The organism is Pseudomaricurvus alkylphenolicus, assembly GCF_011683955.1.
Classification (GTDB): domain Bacteria; phylum Pseudomonadota; class Gammaproteobacteria; order Pseudomonadales; family Cellvibrionaceae; genus Pseudomaricurvus; species Pseudomaricurvus alkylphenolicus.
In genome coordinates this window covers 14,371-31,530 of the sequence record NZ_JAAQPI010000030.1, presented here as the reverse complement: position 1 = coordinate 31,530, position 17,160 = coordinate 14,371, and the positions used below count along the sequence as shown (strand labels likewise).

Sequence of the window (17,160 nt, the reverse complement as noted above, 5' to 3'; positions counted from 1 at the left end):
TATGACGACACACGTTATTGAAACTCCCAGTCAATTACCACTGGAAAACTCTTTACCTGCATTTCATCGAAACCTTGATGACTTGATCACCGATAATGCCAGGCAACGCCCCTCGGCGGTGGCGTTTATCGATGCCGAGGGTAGTGTTAATTGGTTGCAGCTTGAGCTGCAGGTCAAAGTGATCGCCGAAAGACTACAGGCAGCAGGCCTGAATAGGGGGGATCGGGTTGGTTTTCTTGTGTCCAATTCAATTCAGGCCTATTGCGCCATTTTTGGAGCGATGCGAGCTGGCGCAGTTATAGTCCCCTTTTCCACCATGCTGGCCGATAAGGATATCGCGACCTTAATCGATGATGCTACTTGTCGGGCAATATATGTCGGTCCAGAGCTGATGCCCTTGGCCGATCAGGCGCTGGGCAACTTGAACAGGGAGCGGCGCCCGTCGTTGTTAGCACTGGATAGTGAGGCTGAGCCGGTATTGGCTGTAGCCACTGACCCTGCAGATGCCAATCAGGGAATCTGCAGTATCATCTATTCATCGGGCACTACCGGTTTGCCCAAGGGTGCGGTTCACAGCCATAGCGCTCGCATCTGCGCTGGTCTCATGTCTGCGACTGGCTTTCGCTACGGTGCTGAATCCGTGAGTCTTCTGTCGACACCTCCCTACACCAATGGCAGCTGGATGATGGTGTTGCCTGCACTTGTGACGGGCTCTACGGTGGTATTGATGAAGAACTTTGATTTGTCGAATTTCTTCGCGTTGACCGAGAGACATAAACCCACCCATGCTTTTATTGTACCCACGCAATTTCAGATGATTGTCGAATATCCAGAATATACCCCCTCTCTGTTTGACAGTTTTGAATGCATGATTACGGCGGGTGCACCTATGCCGCCGACGTTAAAACAACAGGTCATGGCTGATGCGCCCGGTCGACTCTATGAGCTTTGGGGGTTAACCGAGGTGGTCGCCACGGTAATAACACCTGAGCAAATGCAAGAAAAAGCTGATTCGGTCGGACGAGCCTTGCCCCTGTCTGAGATCCGCCTGATCGGCGAAGATGACAGGGAAGTGAACTTGCCGGGGACCGGCGAGATTGTGGCCCGTTCCGCTTACCAGATGATGGGTTACTGGAATCGTGCCGAACAAAATGCAGACATTCAGTGGACCGCAGACGATGGCAGCACCTTTATGCGTACCGGCGATATCGGCGAAATCGATGAGCAAGGTTTTTTATATATTCGTGGTCGGGTTAAAGACATGATTATCTCCGGCGGCATTAACGTATTTCCTGTCGATATCGAGAATGTCCTACGGAATCACCCGGCGCTGCAAGATGCAACTGTCATTGGTGTACCTCATCAAAAGTGGGGCGAAACCCCCGTCGCCTACGTGCGCTGCAACGGCAATAGCAACCTTGATAAGCAAGAGCTTTTGGAATGGGCCAATGATCGTTTGAGTAAGTTTCAGCGCCTCAGCGATATCGTATTGTTCCTCAGTGACTTTCCGCGCAATACCCTGGGGAAGGTACTCAAAAATGAATTACGGTCCCTGTACCGAGCTCCTGACCAATAATATTCAAGAGAATGTAGTATGAACTCAACAATGGAAAAACGCTCAAACTGCTACTTGCGTTACGATGAACTGACGAACTATCTGCAGCAGCTTGAAACTGCGCACCCTCACTTGATCAGGCTGTCGAGTATTGGTAAAAGTTTTGAAGGGCGAGACATATGGGTTGCCGCGGTGACCAACTGGGAAACCGGCCCTGCTAACGAAAAACCGGCCATGCTGGTCGATGGCAATATCCACGCGGTGGAACTGACCGCTTCAGCGGCTGCGCTATACCATATTGAAGCGATGATTGAAGGCTACGGCAATAACGAAGAGATCACACGGTGCCTGGACACTCGAGCGTTTTATGTGATCCCACGGGTAAATCCCGACGGCGCCGAGGCGGCACTGGCAGAACGCCCCAGGTTCTTGCGCTCGGGCACACGCCCTTATTTTCACAATGAAGGTGAATTCTCACGATTGTTTGCAGAGGACATCGATGGTGATGGCCGCTTGCTGAATATGCGGGTTCGCGACCCCAATGGGCGCTGGAAAAAACACCCGGAGGACCCACGGGTGATGGTGCCCAGGGAGCCCACAGAGGATGGCGGAGAATATTTTCGACTCTTACCAGAAGGGCGCGTTGAACACCCGGAACCAGATCTGATTCCAAAAGTGTGCCCACGAGAAGGAGTGGACTTTAATCGCAACTGGCCGGCCAATTGGGTTGGTGAAGGTGTACAGCAGGGGGCAGGGCGCTACTCACTGTCCGAGCCGGAAACCCAGGCAATGGCAGCTTTTATCGCTGATCATCCCAACCTTTCAACCTGGGTCGCCGGGCATACTTTCAGTGGCGTGATGTTGAGGTCTGGATTTTCTAAACCCGATCAGCAAATGCCACATATAGACCTGACACATTACCAAGCGGTGGGAGAGCGGGGCACCGCTTTGACGGGATATCCGGCCAAGAGCGCCTTTGAGGGGTTTCGTATTAACCACGGTGAGGAGATTCACGGCTCTATTGAATGGGGCTACGAGAATTTTGGGATCTATACTTGGATTGTGGAGTATTGGGCTCCCCATACCATGGCCGGGGTTGAGATCGATAATTTTGCCGGTTGGTTCTTTAGCCATCCTGGCGAAGATGATCTGAAGATGGTGCGCTGGGGTGATGAGACCCTGGGAGATCAGGGCTTTGTTGACTGGTATCGTTACGAACACCCACAGCTTGGGGAGGTTGAAATAGGTGGCTGGGACTTGATCAAGACACTCTATAACCCGCCTGAGCACATGCTGGCAGAGGTTATTGCACCGTTTCCGGAATGGTTTACCTGGCAACTGCTGATGTCGCCTCTCCTGGCGATTCGCAGCACTCAAGTCAATGAAATTGCACCGGGTTTATGGAAAGTACGTGCGGTGATAGAAAATCAGGGTTATCTGCCGACATACTGCAGTGCCAAGACCTTGGCAAGCAAATCCGTACGCGGTGTAGTCGCTGAAGTGGAACTCCCCGCTGGCACCAGACTTATCGATGAATCCTCTCGCAGGGAGCTCGGCGAGCTGGCGGGTCGCGCATTTCGGCCCTCCTCGGCTATTACTGCATTCATTGCGGATCATACCGATGACCGCGCTGTCGGGGAATGGGTGGTCAGTGCAAAAAAAGGCGATCACGTTACTATCAAAGTGTCTCACGACCGTGCTGGCACGGTTAGCCATAAGGTTGAAATTAAATAATGCTCGCTTCCACGATCAAACCATTCACCACCGGTTCTTACAAGCCCGAACCTCACTTTGCTGCGATGGTTGATATTGGAGGGCGTCGCCTGTTCGCCACCATGCGTGGTGAGGGCCCATTGGTGGTTCTGGAACCCGGGGCCTCCGGCGGTGGGACTTGGGGCCATGTGGTTGAGCAGGTAGCGGGTTTCGCTTCGGTATTGACCTATGATCGAGCGGGGGTAGGGAAGAGCGATGCAGCAGATGTGGATGCAACCGTCGACCTTATGGCGGCGGATTGTCATGCATTACTGGAGAAAATGGACGTTAAGAAGCCGGTCGTGTTGGTTGGGTGGTCGCTGAGCGGGCTCAGTGCACTCTGCCACGCTATTGATTACCCTGCCGATATTGCTGCGTTGGTTTTGGTCGACCCAACCCCGCACACGCTTTATGACGACACCTCCAAAGAGGGACGCGGGCCTGATCTTGATCGCCAGGTTCTGGTACAGAGGTGGTTGAGTCATTTGGGTTATGGCCGTTTTTGGGGGCGTTCAGGGATTAAACAATTTCTTCTACGTCATACTGGAACGATCGTCGACGAAACAGTGCTTGAGGCGTATCTGGAGTCTATGATTTCGATTCCAAGATCTCCGGCGGCGGGTGAGTTAAGAGCGATGAAACGCTCCTGTCAAATTGCCAAAACCAAGCTGTCAAATGGATTGCCAGATATACCATTGATTGTACTCAGCGCCTCAATCAATTCCGCCAATAAACCCAAAGTGACCGAAAATATGATAATGGCCCATAAGGAAATGGCGGCGATGTCCAGTCAAGGAGAGTTTCGTCCGGTTGCCAATGGCAGTCACATGATGACGTTGGACCGCCCTGATGCGATTGTGGCAGCGATTCGGGAACAAGTCCAAAAAGTTGAAGATCGATAGGCACTATGAAATTCCTCTAGTACGGGGATTGTCCGGTTACGGTTTGCATATGGGCACCATGAATCTAGGCGAATACGCTGTGATATCTCTGGCTGGCTCCGGTGGTCAGTATGCGTTTGTGATTCCCGCGTTAGAACTTGTTGTGGTGCAAACTGCCAATTTTTCAGGTGATGGGTTGTCCGGAGGTGCAGATCTGATGCTGGATGTGATCCTGCCAAATACAGACAAAACCAGAGACCTATAAGGGAGCTTGGAATGACAACACTGAGTAAAACACTCACTCCGCAAGACTATGACCGGGCGTTTGAGCTCTGGCCAACGGAACTCTCTAAAAAGGCGCTAAATACCCTGATAGAGCCCCACTGGCTGGGGGCTGATTCGAGCTACTTTTGGTATTTGAAACAGGAAAGAAACGGCCACCGGTTTATTATGGTAGACGCCGAAACTGGGTCTCAGCAGCCAGCTTTTGATCATCATTTGGTAGCCGAGGGCTTGAGGGCTATTACCCAAATTTCTGTGGAGGCAAATAAATTGCCCTTTACACACTTCGAGCTGGATTGTAACGCCAATTGCCTGTCGGTGATGGTTTCCGGGCAGCACTATCAATGTGACCTCAACAGCGGACAATGCACAGAGCTGCCCGTAAAGCGACCTTCAAAAATATCTCCAAACGGTCGGTATTCAGCCTACATCAAAGATCATAACCTCTGGTTGGAAGATAGAGAGGGGGCGAGTGACAGTCGCTCTCATCGTCAACTGAGTAATGACGGCGAAGCCCTTTGCGCCTATGGAACCATGCCGGATCACGACCGCATGGCGGTGTTTCGAGCCCGAGGGGTACTCCCACCTCTGCCTCCCGTTGGCACCTTCTGGTCGCCGGATTCCAGCAAGATACTTTGTTTTCGTGCGGATAGCCGCAAATTGGAATCCTATCCGTTTGTAGAATCTGTCCCCCAGGACGGCAGTTGTCGACCACTGATACACCCAGTGCGGCTACCCATGCCGGGGGACGAGCATCGTTTAGCGGTAGAATTTGTGCTGTTTGACCTTAACAGTTCCACTGGCGGCTGCCGACAATTAAAACTTCCGGCCAACTGGGGGGAGTTAGTTATCAATGCCGTGTCCACCGAGGCCGTATTTTGGCGCCCGGATGGCAGTGAAGTCTTTTTATTGGCACAAACTCCCGATGGTCGCCGGTCGGCCCTGGTATGTGTTGATACTGCAGCGGCGAGCCTGCGTGTGGTTTACGAGGAGCAGTGTAGTACGTTCTCTGAATTCGGCTCTTTTGAGTATCACAGCCCCAATGTAACGCTGTTATTTGAGCAAAATTGCGCGGTTTGGTATTCGCAGTCCAGCGGTTACGGCCACCTTTATCTCATTGATCTGGGGGATGGCAGAAAACCTGCATTTGCTAAACGGGCAATTACAGAGGGAAATTGGTCAGTACTGGATTTGATCGGTGTTGACGAGGGTCGTCAGCAGCTGTTCTTTACCGCAGGTTCAACAAAACCCGGAGTTAACCCCTATTTTCGACAGTTAATGCGGGTGGATCTCGGTGGTGATAAACCCAACTACAATTTGACTCAGTTGACGGCCGACGGTCAGGACCATGCAATCCCGGGTAAAGGCTTGGCGTTGATGGCCCTTTTGAGTGGCAGTTCCGCGGCGTTAATGCTCTCTCCAAGTTTCGAATACTTCGTCGATAACAGCGCTACGCTGGGGGAACCAACCAAAACGGTGATCCGTAACCGCGATGGCGAATTGATCGCCGACCTGGAAGAGGCAGATATAGTTGCTTTGGAAACTGCAGGCTGGCGTGCGCCGGAACCATTCTCAATCAACCTGAAAGATACCGACGAACCCATTTGTGGCGTTCTGATTAAACCCCGGAATTTTGACCCGGAACATTCGTATCCGATCGTAGAACGGATATACGCCGGTCCGCAAATTATTGCGCAACCTCGTAACATTCACGAGGCACTCAATGGCGCTTTTATGTATGGCGTCTATACCCTTGCTGAAATGGGCTTTGTGGTTGTTGTGATGGATGGGCCGGGCACACCCTTGCGGTCAAAACAATTTCAGGATTTGCCCTATGGTAAAGAGGACCGTTTGGGGGTTGGTTATCACGCCCAGGTGATTGAAAAACTGGCGGCGGAACGGCCTTGGATGGATCTGGATCATGTAGGGGTCAATGGACACTCCTGGGGCGGCCATGCGTCAGCAATGGCTATGCTTTTACAAGCTTCTACTTACACAGTAGGTGTTTCCAGCGCTGGAATCTATGATCCGGCGGCCTTTTTTACCGATTCCAGTGAAAAATACCTTGGTTCGGCAGACTATGGAGATGGTCGTCAACAGCGCAATCGCCCAGAGGAACAGCCTGAAAATTATGTGCGGATGTCACCGTCCACCTATGGAAATCAGTTGCAGGGGCATTTGTTGTTGGCCTATGGAGATCTGGATGAAAATGCACTGCCTTGTAGTTTGTTGCGTTTTTCCGCATCGCTAACGGCCGAGCAAAAAGCTCATGATCTTCTATATTTGTCCGGACGCTCCCATGCACTGTTCGCCGAGCCGTATTTTCATAAGCGTTTGCTGGACTACTTTATTGAGCACCTTCAGCATCGCAAGCCCCTGCTCCATTATCCCATCGATGTGCCGGTAGGGAATCGACCGCTAATTTAGTGGTGTGCACGGACCCAATCACTTATCCGATAAATACGTTAAACATGTGTAGAGAGATATGGTTTTTGATATTGATCATTTGATCCTGGTAGTGGCAGATCTCGATAAAGCTTCTGCGCTGTATGAGAAGATGGGGTTTACCTTAACCGCTAAATCGGTTCATCCTTTTGGTACCGCCAATCGGTTAGTGGTATTTGGCGAAAATTTTATCGAGCTGCTGGCGGTGGATGATGTCGATAAACTGGGTAACTATGTGGTTGTACCGCAAGCAATAGAAGCCGCTGGTGGTGATGTGGCCTGGTCGATTATCTGGCAGTGCTCGGATATGAAAGCCATACACAACCAGTGCGAAGAACTCGGTTTGGCGCCAAGTGCACTGCAGTCTCGCTTAACTCGCTCAGTCACCCACCCAGACGGTACTCAGCAGGAAGCCTGCTTCAGCAGCTTTGCGCTGACTAATGGGCTCACTCCCACCTATTGTGAAGGATTTTCCATCCAGCATGTACCGGAGGCGGCGTTTGCCCAGGAGTGGCGGCAACATAAGAATGGTGCCGTGCATATGCCATTGGTTCTGGCGGATAGCGATGACTTGGATACTTTGACGACTCGACTGCAATTGCTTTTCTCCGAGAGTAGTTTATCCGGCAGTTGTGTCATGGAAGGCGATGTCTGCTCGGTTCGAGGCCAGTCATCTGAATATCAAATTACGAAAAGAAACATCGAGGCGAAGGATCAAGGCCCGCGAATACGACGGGCTGTTATCCTGGTGTCGGACATAGCGAAGTGTGAACAGCTCTTCAAAAACAATGGGGTGAGCTTTCAAAAGGGCGAAAATGAACTAGAGGTGAGTGCTTCGCACGCCTGTGGAATAAATTTACTATTTCGGCAAGCGGAAACCCGAAATGACAGGAGTTTTGAATGAGCGCAAACAAACCCGTACTAGACCTGGGGACTGATCGCATTGTTATGGATCGCTCCATTGCCCCTAAATTGATTCACTTTCCCGCAAAGTCAAAAGTTGATATCAAGGCCATCTGGGTTGATGATGTTAACGTGGCCTGGACTTCAACGGCGTCATTTATCACCGATGAACAGGGTTCCTGTGATCTGTCCCAGGCGACACCGGTGGCCGGCAGCTATGCAGAGCCCGGAGTGGATGGCTTATTCTGGTCAATGACGCCTGACGCACCTGAAGGGCATGCCGCTTTCAAACAGCAGGGTGCGGCACCTACAGAAACCGGTGTAAAACGGGGGCATCGCCTAGGACTGCCTGAAGTCCAGTCTGATGACCCTCATAGCATTCAGTTCCAAGCCAGAGTCAGTGGCGAACTGCTTGCGGAGGCAGAGTTGATTCGCGAGTTTTATCCCGCTTCAGTGGTGGAGACCGAGCTTCGCGAAGGCAGATTACGAGGTATGCTGTTTGAACCACAAGCTGTAAATAGACCCGATCGAGGTTATCCCGGTGTCATCCTGATTTCCGGTTCGGGAGGGGGCATCTATCGACAAGATGCGGCCATCCTGGCCTCTCACGGGTTTTCAGTGTTGGCGTTGGCGTACTTCAACTACGAGGATTTATCCCAGTATCAGTTAGGGGTACCCGTGGAGTATTTTCGCGAAGCCATTGATTGGTTTCGCCAGCATCTTGGTCACGACCGTATCGGTATTACAGGCCCCTCAAAAGGTGGAGAGGGCAGTTTTATCGTGGCCTCATACCTGCCGGATATGATCAAGGCGGTGGTTCCGGTGGTACCGGGTGACCTCCAGCTCTGTGCTGTTGATGAAACTGGCACCCCCCATGCAGCATGGACTTTGGAAGGCGAGCCTCTGCCCTGGGCGGGCACTCTCGAGGACTGGGAGCGAGTACCGCCTGAGCTTAAGGTTCCCACGGATGGCAAATTGTTTAATGCGCGCATGAATCTTGAACCCTTTTATGCGGCGTCGGATATTTACGAAAGAGCCGCGATTCCCATTGAAAGAATGCAGTGCCCGGTGTTGATTATCTGGGGTGAAGACGATGAAGCCTGGCCATCCAAGTTGGCGGTGGAAAGAGCTACAGAAAGACTGAAAGCATGTAACTATGCATTTGATGTCGAAAGTTTTACCGTTCCGGAATCAGGCCATATGTTCACTTTTCCCGGTTTGCCAACCATGCTCTCTGACAGCATTCTTCATCCCTTGTTGCCGATCAATATGACTATGGGGGGCACACCGGCAGGGATAGCACGATTGCAACGGGAAGGCTGGCGAAAAATGATCGACTTTTTCCGGAGCCATCTGGCCTAGGTGGTCAAACATTTCTCGCTGGAGTGACGACATTTGTAAATAGCAGGGCAATTTTTGATGTTAAAGAGAATTTTTAGCGAAGAGCAGAATATGTTCCGTGAAGCCTATCGAAAGTTCTTGCGGGAGGAAATTGTTCCGTATATGGAGCAGTGGCGGGAGCAGGGAATTGTAGATCGCAGTGCGTTTAAACGTGCGGGCGATCAAGGATTTCTGATGGTATGGCCAGAAGAAGCATTCGGTGGTGTAGGCGATGATGATTTCCGCTATGAACAGATTATTATCGAAGAAAACGCCTATGCCAGAACCTACGATTGGTATTCCACATTGCATAGCCGCCTGGTTGGACCCTATTTCATACGTTACGGAACCAAAGAGCAACAGTTGCGTTTCTTGCCTAAATGTGTGACTGGTGAACACATTCTGGCTATCGCCATGACAGAGCCGGATGCTGGCAGCGATCTGGCGGGAATTAGAAGCCATGCCAAGGATATGGGAGATTATTACCTTCTCAATGGGTCCAAAACTTATATATCTAACGGTATCAATGCAGACCTTGTTGTAGTAGCGGCTAAGACGGACCCGGAAAACAATCCTCATGCGATGGGTTTATTCGTGGTAGAACGCGATATGGAGGGTTTTGACCGCGGGCGTAACCTCAAAAAAATGGGCATGAAGGCGCAGGATACTGCAGAGCTGTTTTTTAATAATGTGAAGGTCCCAAAGAGGAACCTTCTCGGCGATCCCACAAAAGGATTTCATTACCTTATGGAGGGATTGGCTGAAGAACGACTAATCGGCTCCTGCGCAGCATTGAGTGCAGCTCAGTTATCGTTTGATTTGGCTCGGGACTTCGCTATTGAGCGAACGATGTTTGGTAAGCCCTTGTCAGCATTTCAGAATACCCAGTTTACGCTCGCTGAACTGCGTACTGAGCTGGATGTGGCGCAAGCATATATAGACCAGTGTGTAGCCTTGCACAATGCCAGTGAGTTGACAGCGGTTGATGCAGCGAAAGCTAAACTGTTGACCAGTGAACTGCAATGCAAAGCGGCGGATATTGGTGTACAGATTCACGGTGGTGCCGGATACATGGATGAGTACCCAATTTCTCGACAGTATACCGATGCGCGTATAGCCCGAATATTTGGCGGAGCCTCTGAGATAATGAAATTGATAATCAGTCGAAACTCCTTATCTGACGAATACGAACCGTTCAATATTCGTAACTTCTGACCATAAAGATGCCTAAAAATATGTGCATTGATAATGCTAAAACAGGAAGGTGCAAGACTAAGATCCCAGAAGCGTGCTCGGATCTTCCAGAAACCGGAATGGATGCAGGTGGTTATAGGTCTTGGCCGTCTGATTCGAAACGGCTACGGAGAATAGGCATCGGAATAGTGTTGAGGTGGTCGGGATCTAAGGAGTATTGTGGTGAGTAATATTCTATACCAGGTAGAGAACAGGGTAGCTCGAATCACGTTGAATCGCCCAAATAGGTTAAATACCTTTACTCAAGACGTGTATTCTGAACTGGCAATTGCACTGCGCAAAGCGCAGCATGATGACCGTGTTCATGTGCTCCTGTTGTCAGCCAACGGGACAGATTTTAGTGCGGGTAACGACATCAAAGAGTTTGTCGGACAAATGTGGAGCGCTGACAAACTTGCTGACAAGGCTACTCCATCTACGGATATTGTATTTGCGTTAATTGAGCTGGATAAGCCATTGATAGCCTCTGTTAAAGGGAGAGCAATTGGATTCGGTGCCACTATGCTGCTTCACTGTGATGCGGTAATCGCATCAGAGAGTGCGTCAGTCCGGTATCCTTTCGTCGACCTTGGCCTGGTTCCTGAGGCGGGAGCAACCGCTCTCATGGAGCGATTGGTCGGACATGCCAAGGCTTTACGAATTTTCTATGAAGCAAAATCCATCTTAGCGGATCAAGCGCTATCTCTTGGAATATTTTCTGAGGTCGTTGGTGAAGATGTTCTGGGAATGCTTAGCTTATCTTACGCAGAGAGATTGGCAGAGAAACCACTATCCGCGCTGCGGGCCACGAAACGGCTTTTTAATAGAGCTCCAGAGCCCCTAGAAGACCGAGTGATTGCGGAGTTTCGAGCCCTGGGTGACTGCTTGAATTCAGATGCAGCACAAAAAGCATTCAAGAATTTTCTCAATATTCAAAACTAGGCTGTGACAATTAAATGGTCACCCCAGTTACTCTGTGATTACCCCATGATGTACAAATCATAGCGAACCTATTTCAACTGAGGAGGAAAATTTATCAACATATTCGAATTGGAATTTCTTAAGAAGCATCAGCGTATTCTTGGTATTGTTACTGTGTTTATCGGCATTGGAGCATGGGCCCTTGAGCTTTCTGGTCTGGTGTATGTCTGTCCCTACTGCCGGGTGCAGAGAACGGTTATCGCATTGCTGGGGCTGTTTCTCTTATTTCCAGTGGCGAGACAGTGGGTGTTCAAGTATCTGGCTTCAGTGGTCGGCTTGATGGGGATAATTGTCGCGGTAAATCAGAACTTTATGCACTGGAAAAAAATATCCAGTGGTGAGTTTGCTTTCCATGAAGATATATTTGTTGATCCCTTTATTCTTTCAGGTGCAGCGTTGTTTATTATCGTTGCTCAGTTGTGGTTAATCTTGGTGGATGGCGTTGAAAGAAAATACACGAAGAGCCTTGAGACATCTTAAGGCGCCGATATCCGGCCTGGTGGGACAGATGTTCACCAGTGAAGGCCAGACGCTGCAAAAAGGCGCCGTGATTATGGATCTGATTGCGAAGTCTAAAACTGAATCGAGTAGTGAGTCGATTGCTGAGCTGGATATAGATAATACAAACTCTGCTCATTATGGCACCCTGAATGATTTTCGCCAACGCATCCGCCAAACGCTGGATATTGTTGCCGATGACGAAGCTCATGCTACCCGTTTGGTCAAAGATCTGTTGTCTTATTTTCAAGGAACACTGAAGCAGTGGCATTGTGCGGAACAATCACCAATCTGGAGCCTGATGCCGGAAGACCGCCGGTATACTTACGATGTTCGAAAGATCATTACCACTTTGGCAGATACGCAGTCGTTTACTGAATCGGGGCAGGCTTATGTGGGGGCATTATTACCGGTTTTATGCGCCTCGAAGGTAAACCGTTTGGTGTTATCTGTAATGATTGTAAGGTTTTGGGTGGAGCTATTGATGCCGAGGCTGCGGAAAAAGCCGCCAACTTTATAAATCTGTGTAGCAGCTTTAACCTGCCTTTGGTGTCTTTGTGTGATACCCCAGGGTTTATGGTTGGCCCGGAAAGCGAAGCTCAGGGGGCTGCCAGGAAAATGGCGGCAATGTTTACAGCCGGTGCCAAGATGAAAGCACCGATTGTCACTATCTTTATGCGAAACCCTTATTGTTTAGTCATACGGTCAAACTCACAGAGAAGAAATATCAGCCTGGGTTCACGGCAGTCGAGGCTTAGTACTGCGCCTCCGGCAAACGCACCACCATGCCCTCCATATCCGCGTCGACCTTAATCTGGCAGCTCAGGCGACTGTTGTCCCTGGGCTCCATCACCAGTTCCAGCATTTGTGCCTCCATATCACTGGGGGCGGTGATTTTTTCGCGCCAGTTTTCATCCACATAACAGTGACAGGTGGCGCAGGTGCCGGCACCGCCGCACTCGGCGGCGATGGCGTCAATCATATGGTTAACCGCACCCTGCATCAGGGTGGTGTCGGTGGCAACGTCTACTTTGTGTTCGGTGCCATCGGCTTCGATATAGGTAATCAGTGGCATAGTAATCGGTATCTCTTTGAATCGGTTTAGCTGAGCTGTGCGTTAAAAAAAGCCAAGGTGTGTTCTTTGGCCAGGGCGGAGCTTTCCGCGTGATAGCTTTCACGGTGGTCACAGTTGAAGCCGTGGTCGGCATCGTACATATGGATAGTGACCTCTGGATTGGCTTCGCGCACCATATTGATTTCACTTTCAGGTATATGCAGGTCTTTTTTGCCGAAGTGCAGGATCACCGGGCATTGCGGTTTGCGATGGGCTTCCTGGCCAATAAATCCGCCGTAGTAGGAAGACACGGCGCTCAACCCCGTTACCTGGTTGGCCGCCAGCCAGGCCAGCAGGCCGCCGAAACAGTAGCCAACAATAGCCACCTTGCCGTACTGGGCGACGGCATCCACGGCGGCCTGAATATCTTTCATGCCCGCGTCGCGATCATAACCTTCAAAAGCCAACTGCATGCCTTTGTTCCAGTGCGCTTCCTGATCATAACCGAGCTGTACGTCTTTTTCCTGGCGATCAAACAGTGCCGGGGCAATGGCCACGTAACCGGCGGCGGCATAGCTGTCGGTTACCTGGCGGATATGACCGTTAACACCAAAAATTTCCTGAATCACAACCACGGCGCCTTTAGGTGTGCCTTGCGGTAAAACCTGATAGGCATCCAGAGTGAAACCGTCAGCGGCAGTGAGTTGAATCATAGGCATAACCTTTTCCTGCATAAACCTTGTTGAAGTGGGGAATCAATTAAACGCGGTTTTGCGCTCAATGGCGGCGCCAATCAATTGTTCAAACAGCTCTTGATTGTCCGGGGCCGGCAATTTTTCCGGGTGCCACTGTACCCCCAGAATGTGGTCGTGTTGGGTGGATTCAATGGCCTCCACCGTACCGTCCGGTGCCCAGCCGACAGCGCGAAATCCGGGGGCAACCTCCTTAACGGCCTGGTGGTGGGTGCTGTTAATCTGGCGCCGCTCGGTACCTAGCGCGCGGGCCAGCAGGGAGTCGGGGGCGATTTCCAGGTCGTGGCGAATGGCCAGTATCTCATCCAACACTTCGGGCCTGGGGCCGTGGCAGATACCGCCCTCGCCAAGCATTTCCTGGTGCAGGTTACCGCCGAAGGCGGCATTGATAATTTGAATGCCACGGCAGGTGCCCAGCACCGGAATGCCCCGCTTGGCGGCCGCTTGCACCAGCGCGATTTCACTGCGATCGGCGGCAATATTGGTGCCCAGGCAATGGCCTTCGTCCGTCGCACCGTAGGAGCTGGGGTCCAGGTCGTCGCCGCCGGTAATCAACAGTGCGTCTACGACTGCTATCTGCGCTTCAGCGTCGGCGGGCTCCACATGGGGAATCAGCACCGGCATGCCGCCAGCGGCCTGGACCCGGTTAACGTAGGGTGCATCCAGTATGTAGAGGTCCATTTGACTGCTCCAGACCTCGATGTTCTGGCGCCAGGCGATAATGCCGATGATGGGTTTCGGGTGTGTCTTGTCGCGGGTCATACAATCTCCAGGTAACGGGCCAGTTCCCAGTCAGTCACTTCGCTGGTGTCTGGCATGCCTTGGGTGGCGTCGGCAAAGGCCAGCGCTTCCTGTCGGCGGCTGTGGGCGTAAAAACGGACGAAATCTTCGCCCAGGTATTGGTTGGTCACTTCACTCTGCTCGAAGAGCTCGATAGCCTCTTCAAGTGTGGTGGGTACGGTCTGCAGGTTCGGGTCGGCATAGGCATCCCCCAGGGTGGGTGCCGGCGGTTCGATCTGGTTGTCTATGCCGTACAGGCCTGCGGCAATACACGCCGCCATCAACAGATAGGGGTTGACGTCGCCGCCGGCGGTGCGCTGCTCTACCCGGCACAGGGATGGGCTTTCAGTTACCGTGCGCACGGTATTGGACTTGTTGTCGTAGCCCCAGGAAACCATCATGCCGGTGGAGTAGTAGGGCACAAAGCGACGGTAGGCATTCACGGTGGGGGCATACATCAGGGTAAACTCCCGCAATGTTTTCACCAGACCGCCAGTGAAATACTTTAGGGTTTCCGATTGTGGGTTTTCAGCATCGCCACTATGAAAGGCGTTCTGGCCATCTTTCCACAAAGAGAAGTTAAGGTGGGTGCCGTTGCCAAAACCGGCGCTGGAGAGTTTGGAAATAAACGAGGCGTAAAGGCCCTTTTGGGCGGCCACTTCTTTCAGGGCGTGTTTGAACAGAAACCCCTGATCGGCCGAGGCCAGTGCTTCGCTGGGGGGGAGGTTCATCTCCACCTGCCCGGGACCGGCTTCGACATTCCAGGTCTCGATGGGCAGGCCGAAGCCGGCCAGCTGGTCGCGAATGCCGGTAATGACCTCATCGTGGCGGCCCAGGGTGGTTAAACAGTAGGCCTGGGGCGTAGGCCAGAGCGGAGTCAGGTCTTTATAGTGTTTTTCCGCCGCGCTGCGGTCGGTTTCATCAAACAGCATAAATTCCATTTCGATGGCCGCCTTGGTGTCGTAACCCCTATCGGCCAGGCGTTGGGTCAGCCGCTTCAGGGTGGCGCGGGGCATATAATTCAGCTCGCCGCGACCATCCACATGCTCAAAGTCACAGACCACCAGGCCGGTGCCGGGTTGCCAGGGCACCAGGCGGGCGCTGTTGGGGTCGATAACGGCACGGGTATCGGTGTAACCCTCGCTCCAGGAAGGCCACCAGCGCTCGTCCCCCTCAGGAGGAGGGAAGGGAACGCCGGCGTAGTCCAGCATCGCCATCAGGTTAGACATGCGCATGGGCGAGCTGCTGCTCTGCAACAGTCGCTTGGCCGGTACTTTCTTGCCTCGTGCTATCCCGTGCAAGTCCGAGGCCACTACCGAGACGGTGTCCAGGTTGTGTTCCTCAATCAGCTTCGTTAATTCATTGCTGTTTTGCTTCATCGCTCGCTTCCCGTGTCATTCGTGGGCTCAGGTTACACGCCTGCCCCCCCTGTTGGGGAGGCCTGGACCCGGGCTTATACCCAATTGTGACCAAATTTGTACAATTGCCCGCAGAGCTTTGCCATAGGATGGATTCATCACAAAATCCAACAGCCTAAGGCAGTGACAGATGACCCACCGTTCGTTTGAGTTTAGAAGATTTGCCGATCAAGTATTTGCCCCCGAAACCGGGGAGCGGGTGCTGATTCTGGTGGATGAGCCTACCGCCACCGTACCTGCCAATAAGGCCTGGCAGCAGCGCTTTGAGATGGCGCAGCAGTGGCACAGCCAGTTTGCCGCCCTGGGTAAAGAGCGCGGGTTTGAGGTGCTGCCGCTGCTAAGGTTCCCGGCGGTTGCCGATCACCACGCTCCCTTTCCCAAAGAGGGGCGCTTGGGGGACGACATTGTCACTATTGACGAGCAGCTCGATCAGGTGAGCCTGGCCATCGCCATGACGGAGATCTCCATGACCGCCGGTCTGGTGCAGGCGGCCATGCGCCGTCCGGGCGCGGAGAACTTTCGCGCTGCCAGTATGCCGCTGGCCTGTGTCGAGATGCAGAACGCCTGTTACGACATCGATTATGCCCTGCTGCAGCAACGCTGCCAGAAATTAAAGCAGGCCTTCGATCAAGCCATTGCCGCCGAAGTGACTTTTTCTACCGGGCATTCTTGTTTCTTTGACCTGCGTCACCGTCAATGTGGTGTTGATAACGGTTACCTGCACCGCGACAAAGAAGGCGTGGCCCTGATCAATATGCCCAGCGGAGAAGTATGGATTACCCCCTACGAAGGAGAGATTGAGGGGGATGTTTCCAAAACCCGAGGCACCATACCGGTCGCGGCAGAAGATGGTTCCGTGGCCTTGTTGACTATCGAAGCCAACCGCATTGTGGCGGTGGGGGGAGAGGGCACGGCCCGCGATTTCTATGAGTCACTGTTTGAGTTAGACCCCATGCGCCGCAATGTGGGAGAAATTGCTTTTGGCTGTAATCCCGATGCGCGGGTGTCCGGTCTCTATATCGAAGATGAAAAAGCCGGTTTCCACTGGGGTTTTGGACGCAGCGATTTTCTCGGTGGCACCGTGGGGGTGGATCAATTTATCGATGAAACCACGGTGCTCCACTACGACAACCCCTATGCCAAAGCTTGCCAAATTACCGCCTCTGCGGAACTGATCACCGAGAGCGGCGAGCGTATCAAAGTGCTGGAAAACGGCGAATATCTGGTGTGACTCGCGTTGCTATTC

At 52.2% G+C, this 17,160-nt stretch carries 17 protein-coding genes; 13 read left to right on the top strand and 4 right to left on the bottom strand.

Annotation, left to right across the window (positions count from 1 at the left end; all coding sequences use genetic code 11):
* Position 1 precedes the first annotated feature (1 nt).
* From HBA55_RS35375 to HBA55_RS38270, 12 genes are all read left to right on the top strand, one after another.
* Positions 2–1,576 carry a class I adenylate-forming enzyme family protein gene (locus tag HBA55_RS35375; protein ID WP_167000556.1) on the top strand — a complete coding sequence of 525 codons (1,575 nt, stop codon included), beginning with the start codon at positions 2–4 and terminating at the stop codon, positions 1,574–1,576.
* An 18-nt stretch (positions 1,577–1,594) separates the two neighbouring features.
* Complete coding sequence (locus tag HBA55_RS35370) at positions 1,595–3,289, top strand: M14 family metallopeptidase (RefSeq protein ID WP_167000554.1); 1,695 nt, start codon at positions 1,595–1,597, stop codon at positions 3,287–3,289.
* A complete protein-coding gene (locus HBA55_RS35365; RefSeq protein ID WP_167000552.1) occupies positions 3,289–4,209 on the top strand; it encodes an alpha/beta fold hydrolase in 921 nt (306 codons plus the stop codon). The genes HBA55_RS35370 and HBA55_RS35365 overlap by 1 nt, the downstream gene beginning before the upstream one ends.
* Positions 4,196–4,453: a hypothetical protein gene (locus tag HBA55_RS35360; protein ID WP_167000550.1), complete on the top strand. Its 258-nt coding sequence runs from the start codon at positions 4,196–4,198 to the stop codon at positions 4,451–4,453. Before HBA55_RS35365 ends, HBA55_RS35360 begins: the two co-directional genes overlap by 14 nt.
* An 11-nt stretch (positions 4,454–4,464) precedes the next feature.
* A complete protein-coding gene (locus tag HBA55_RS35355) occupies positions 4,465–6,897 on the top strand; it encodes a S9 family peptidase (protein ID WP_167000548.1) in 2,433 nt (810 codons plus the stop codon).
* Between the two features lie 58 nt (positions 6,898–6,955).
* Positions 6,956–7,819, top strand: coding sequence for a VOC family protein (locus tag HBA55_RS35350; protein ID WP_167000546.1), 864 nt, complete (start codon positions 6,956–6,958; stop codon positions 7,817–7,819).
* Entirely contained in the window at positions 7,816–9,180 is a 1,365-nt protein-coding gene (locus HBA55_RS35345) for an acyl-CoA thioester hydrolase/BAAT C-terminal domain-containing protein (protein ID WP_167000544.1), read from the top strand. The genes HBA55_RS35350 and HBA55_RS35345 overlap by 4 nt, the downstream gene beginning before the upstream one ends.
* 57 nt (positions 9,181–9,237) lie before the next feature.
* Positions 9,238–10,413, top strand: a complete 1,176-nt coding sequence (locus HBA55_RS35340; RefSeq protein ID WP_167000542.1) for an acyl-CoA dehydrogenase family protein — start codon at positions 9,238–9,240, stop codon at positions 10,411–10,413.
* A gap of 201 nt (positions 10,414–10,614) precedes the next feature.
* Positions 10,615–11,373, top strand: a complete 759-nt coding sequence (locus HBA55_RS35335; protein ID WP_167000540.1) for an enoyl-CoA hydratase-related protein — start codon at positions 10,615–10,617, stop codon at positions 11,371–11,373.
* A 108-nt stretch (positions 11,374–11,481) separates the two neighbouring features.
* Positions 11,482–11,892: a disulfide bond formation protein B gene (locus HBA55_RS35330; RefSeq protein ID WP_206020117.1), complete on the top strand. Its 411-nt coding sequence runs from the start codon at positions 11,482–11,484 to the stop codon at positions 11,890–11,892.
* Positions 11,893–11,920: 28 nt separating this feature from the next.
* Complete coding sequence (locus HBA55_RS35325; protein WP_167000538.1) at positions 11,921–12,430, top strand: carboxyl transferase domain-containing protein; 510 nt, start codon at positions 11,921–11,923, stop codon at positions 12,428–12,430.
* The gene (locus HBA55_RS38270) at positions 12,328–12,723 is read left to right on the top strand and encodes a carboxyl transferase domain-containing protein (RefSeq protein ID WP_167000536.1); all 396 of its coding nucleotides are present in this window, start codon (positions 12,328–12,330) and stop codon (positions 12,721–12,723) included. Before HBA55_RS35325 ends, HBA55_RS38270 begins: the two co-directional genes overlap by 103 nt.
* Here the strand turns inward: HBA55_RS38270 and HBA55_RS35315 are convergent.
* From HBA55_RS35315 to HBA55_RS35300, 4 genes are read right to left on the bottom strand one after another with little or no spacing between them, the layout of a single operon-like run.
* Entirely contained in the window at positions 12,665–12,985 is a 321-nt protein-coding gene (locus HBA55_RS35315) for a 2Fe-2S iron-sulfur cluster-binding protein (protein WP_167000534.1), read from the bottom strand. The genes HBA55_RS38270 and HBA55_RS35315 overlap by 59 nt on opposite strands.
* 26 nt (positions 12,986–13,011) lie before the next feature.
* Positions 13,012–13,683 (bottom strand): dienelactone hydrolase family protein, encoded by a 672-nt coding sequence (locus HBA55_RS35310; protein ID WP_206020116.1) that lies wholly within the window; start codon positions 13,681–13,683, stop codon positions 13,012–13,014.
* A gap of 36 nt (positions 13,684–13,719) precedes the next feature.
* Positions 13,720–14,478: a gamma-glutamyl-gamma-aminobutyrate hydrolase family protein gene (locus tag HBA55_RS35305; protein WP_167000532.1), complete on the bottom strand. Its 759-nt coding sequence runs from the start codon at positions 14,476–14,478 to the stop codon at positions 13,720–13,722.
* Positions 14,475–15,875 carry a glutamine synthetase family protein gene (locus HBA55_RS35300; RefSeq protein WP_167000530.1) on the bottom strand — a complete coding sequence of 467 codons (1,401 nt, stop codon included), beginning with the start codon at positions 15,873–15,875 and terminating at the stop codon, positions 14,475–14,477. Before HBA55_RS35300 ends, HBA55_RS35305 begins: the two co-directional genes overlap by 4 nt.
* Positions 15,876–16,044: 169 nt before the next feature.
* Between HBA55_RS35300 and HBA55_RS35295 the strand changes: the two genes are divergently transcribed.
* Complete coding sequence (locus HBA55_RS35295; protein WP_167000528.1) at positions 16,045–17,145, top strand: aminopeptidase; 1,101 nt, start codon at positions 16,045–16,047, stop codon at positions 17,143–17,145.
* The last annotated feature ends 15 nt before the right edge of the window (positions 17,146–17,160 follow it).

Excerpts from the sequence above, each read along its gene's own strand:
- HBA55_RS38270 (WP_167000536.1), top strand. The coding sequence starts at position 12,328 with ATGCGCCTCGAAGGTAAACCGTTTGGTGTTATCTGTAATGATTGTAAG.
- HBA55_RS35370 (WP_167000554.1), top strand. The coding sequence starts at position 1,595 with ATGAACTCAACAATGGAAAAACGCTCAAACTGCTACTTGCGTTACGAT.
- HBA55_RS35355 (WP_167000548.1), top strand. The coding sequence starts at position 4,465 with ATGACAACACTGAGTAAAACACTCACTCCGCAAGACTATGACCGGGCG.
- HBA55_RS35340 (WP_167000542.1), top strand. The coding sequence starts at position 9,238 with ATGTTAAAGAGAATTTTTAGCGAAGAGCAGAATATGTTCCGTGAAGCC.
- HBA55_RS35305 (WP_167000532.1), bottom strand. The coding sequence starts at position 14,478 with ATGACCCGCGACAAGACACACCCGAAACCCATCATCGGCATTATCGCC.
- HBA55_RS35375 (WP_167000556.1), top strand. The coding sequence starts at position 2 with ATGACGACACACGTTATTGAAACTCCCAGTCAATTACCACTGGAAAAC.
- HBA55_RS35365 (WP_167000552.1), top strand. The coding sequence starts at position 3,289 with ATGCTCGCTTCCACGATCAAACCATTCACCACCGGTTCTTACAAGCCC.
- HBA55_RS35300 (WP_167000530.1), bottom strand. The coding sequence starts at position 15,875 with ATGAAGCAAAACAGCAATGAATTAACGAAGCTGATTGAGGAACACAAC.
- HBA55_RS35325 (WP_167000538.1), top strand. The coding sequence starts at position 11,921 with ATGTTCACCAGTGAAGGCCAGACGCTGCAAAAAGGCGCCGTGATTATG.
- HBA55_RS35350 (WP_167000546.1), top strand. The coding sequence starts at position 6,956 with ATGGTTTTTGATATTGATCATTTGATCCTGGTAGTGGCAGATCTCGAT.
- HBA55_RS35345 (WP_167000544.1), top strand. The coding sequence starts at position 7,816 with ATGAGCGCAAACAAACCCGTACTAGACCTGGGGACTGATCGCATTGTT.
- HBA55_RS35295 (WP_167000528.1), top strand. The coding sequence starts at position 16,045 with ATGACCCACCGTTCGTTTGAGTTTAGAAGATTTGCCGATCAAGTATTT.
- HBA55_RS35310 (WP_206020116.1), bottom strand. The coding sequence starts at position 13,683 with ATGCCTATGATTCAACTCACTGCCGCTGACGGTTTCACTCTGGATGCC.
- HBA55_RS35315 (WP_167000534.1), bottom strand. The coding sequence starts at position 12,985 with ATGCCACTGATTACCTATATCGAAGCCGATGGCACCGAACACAAAGTA.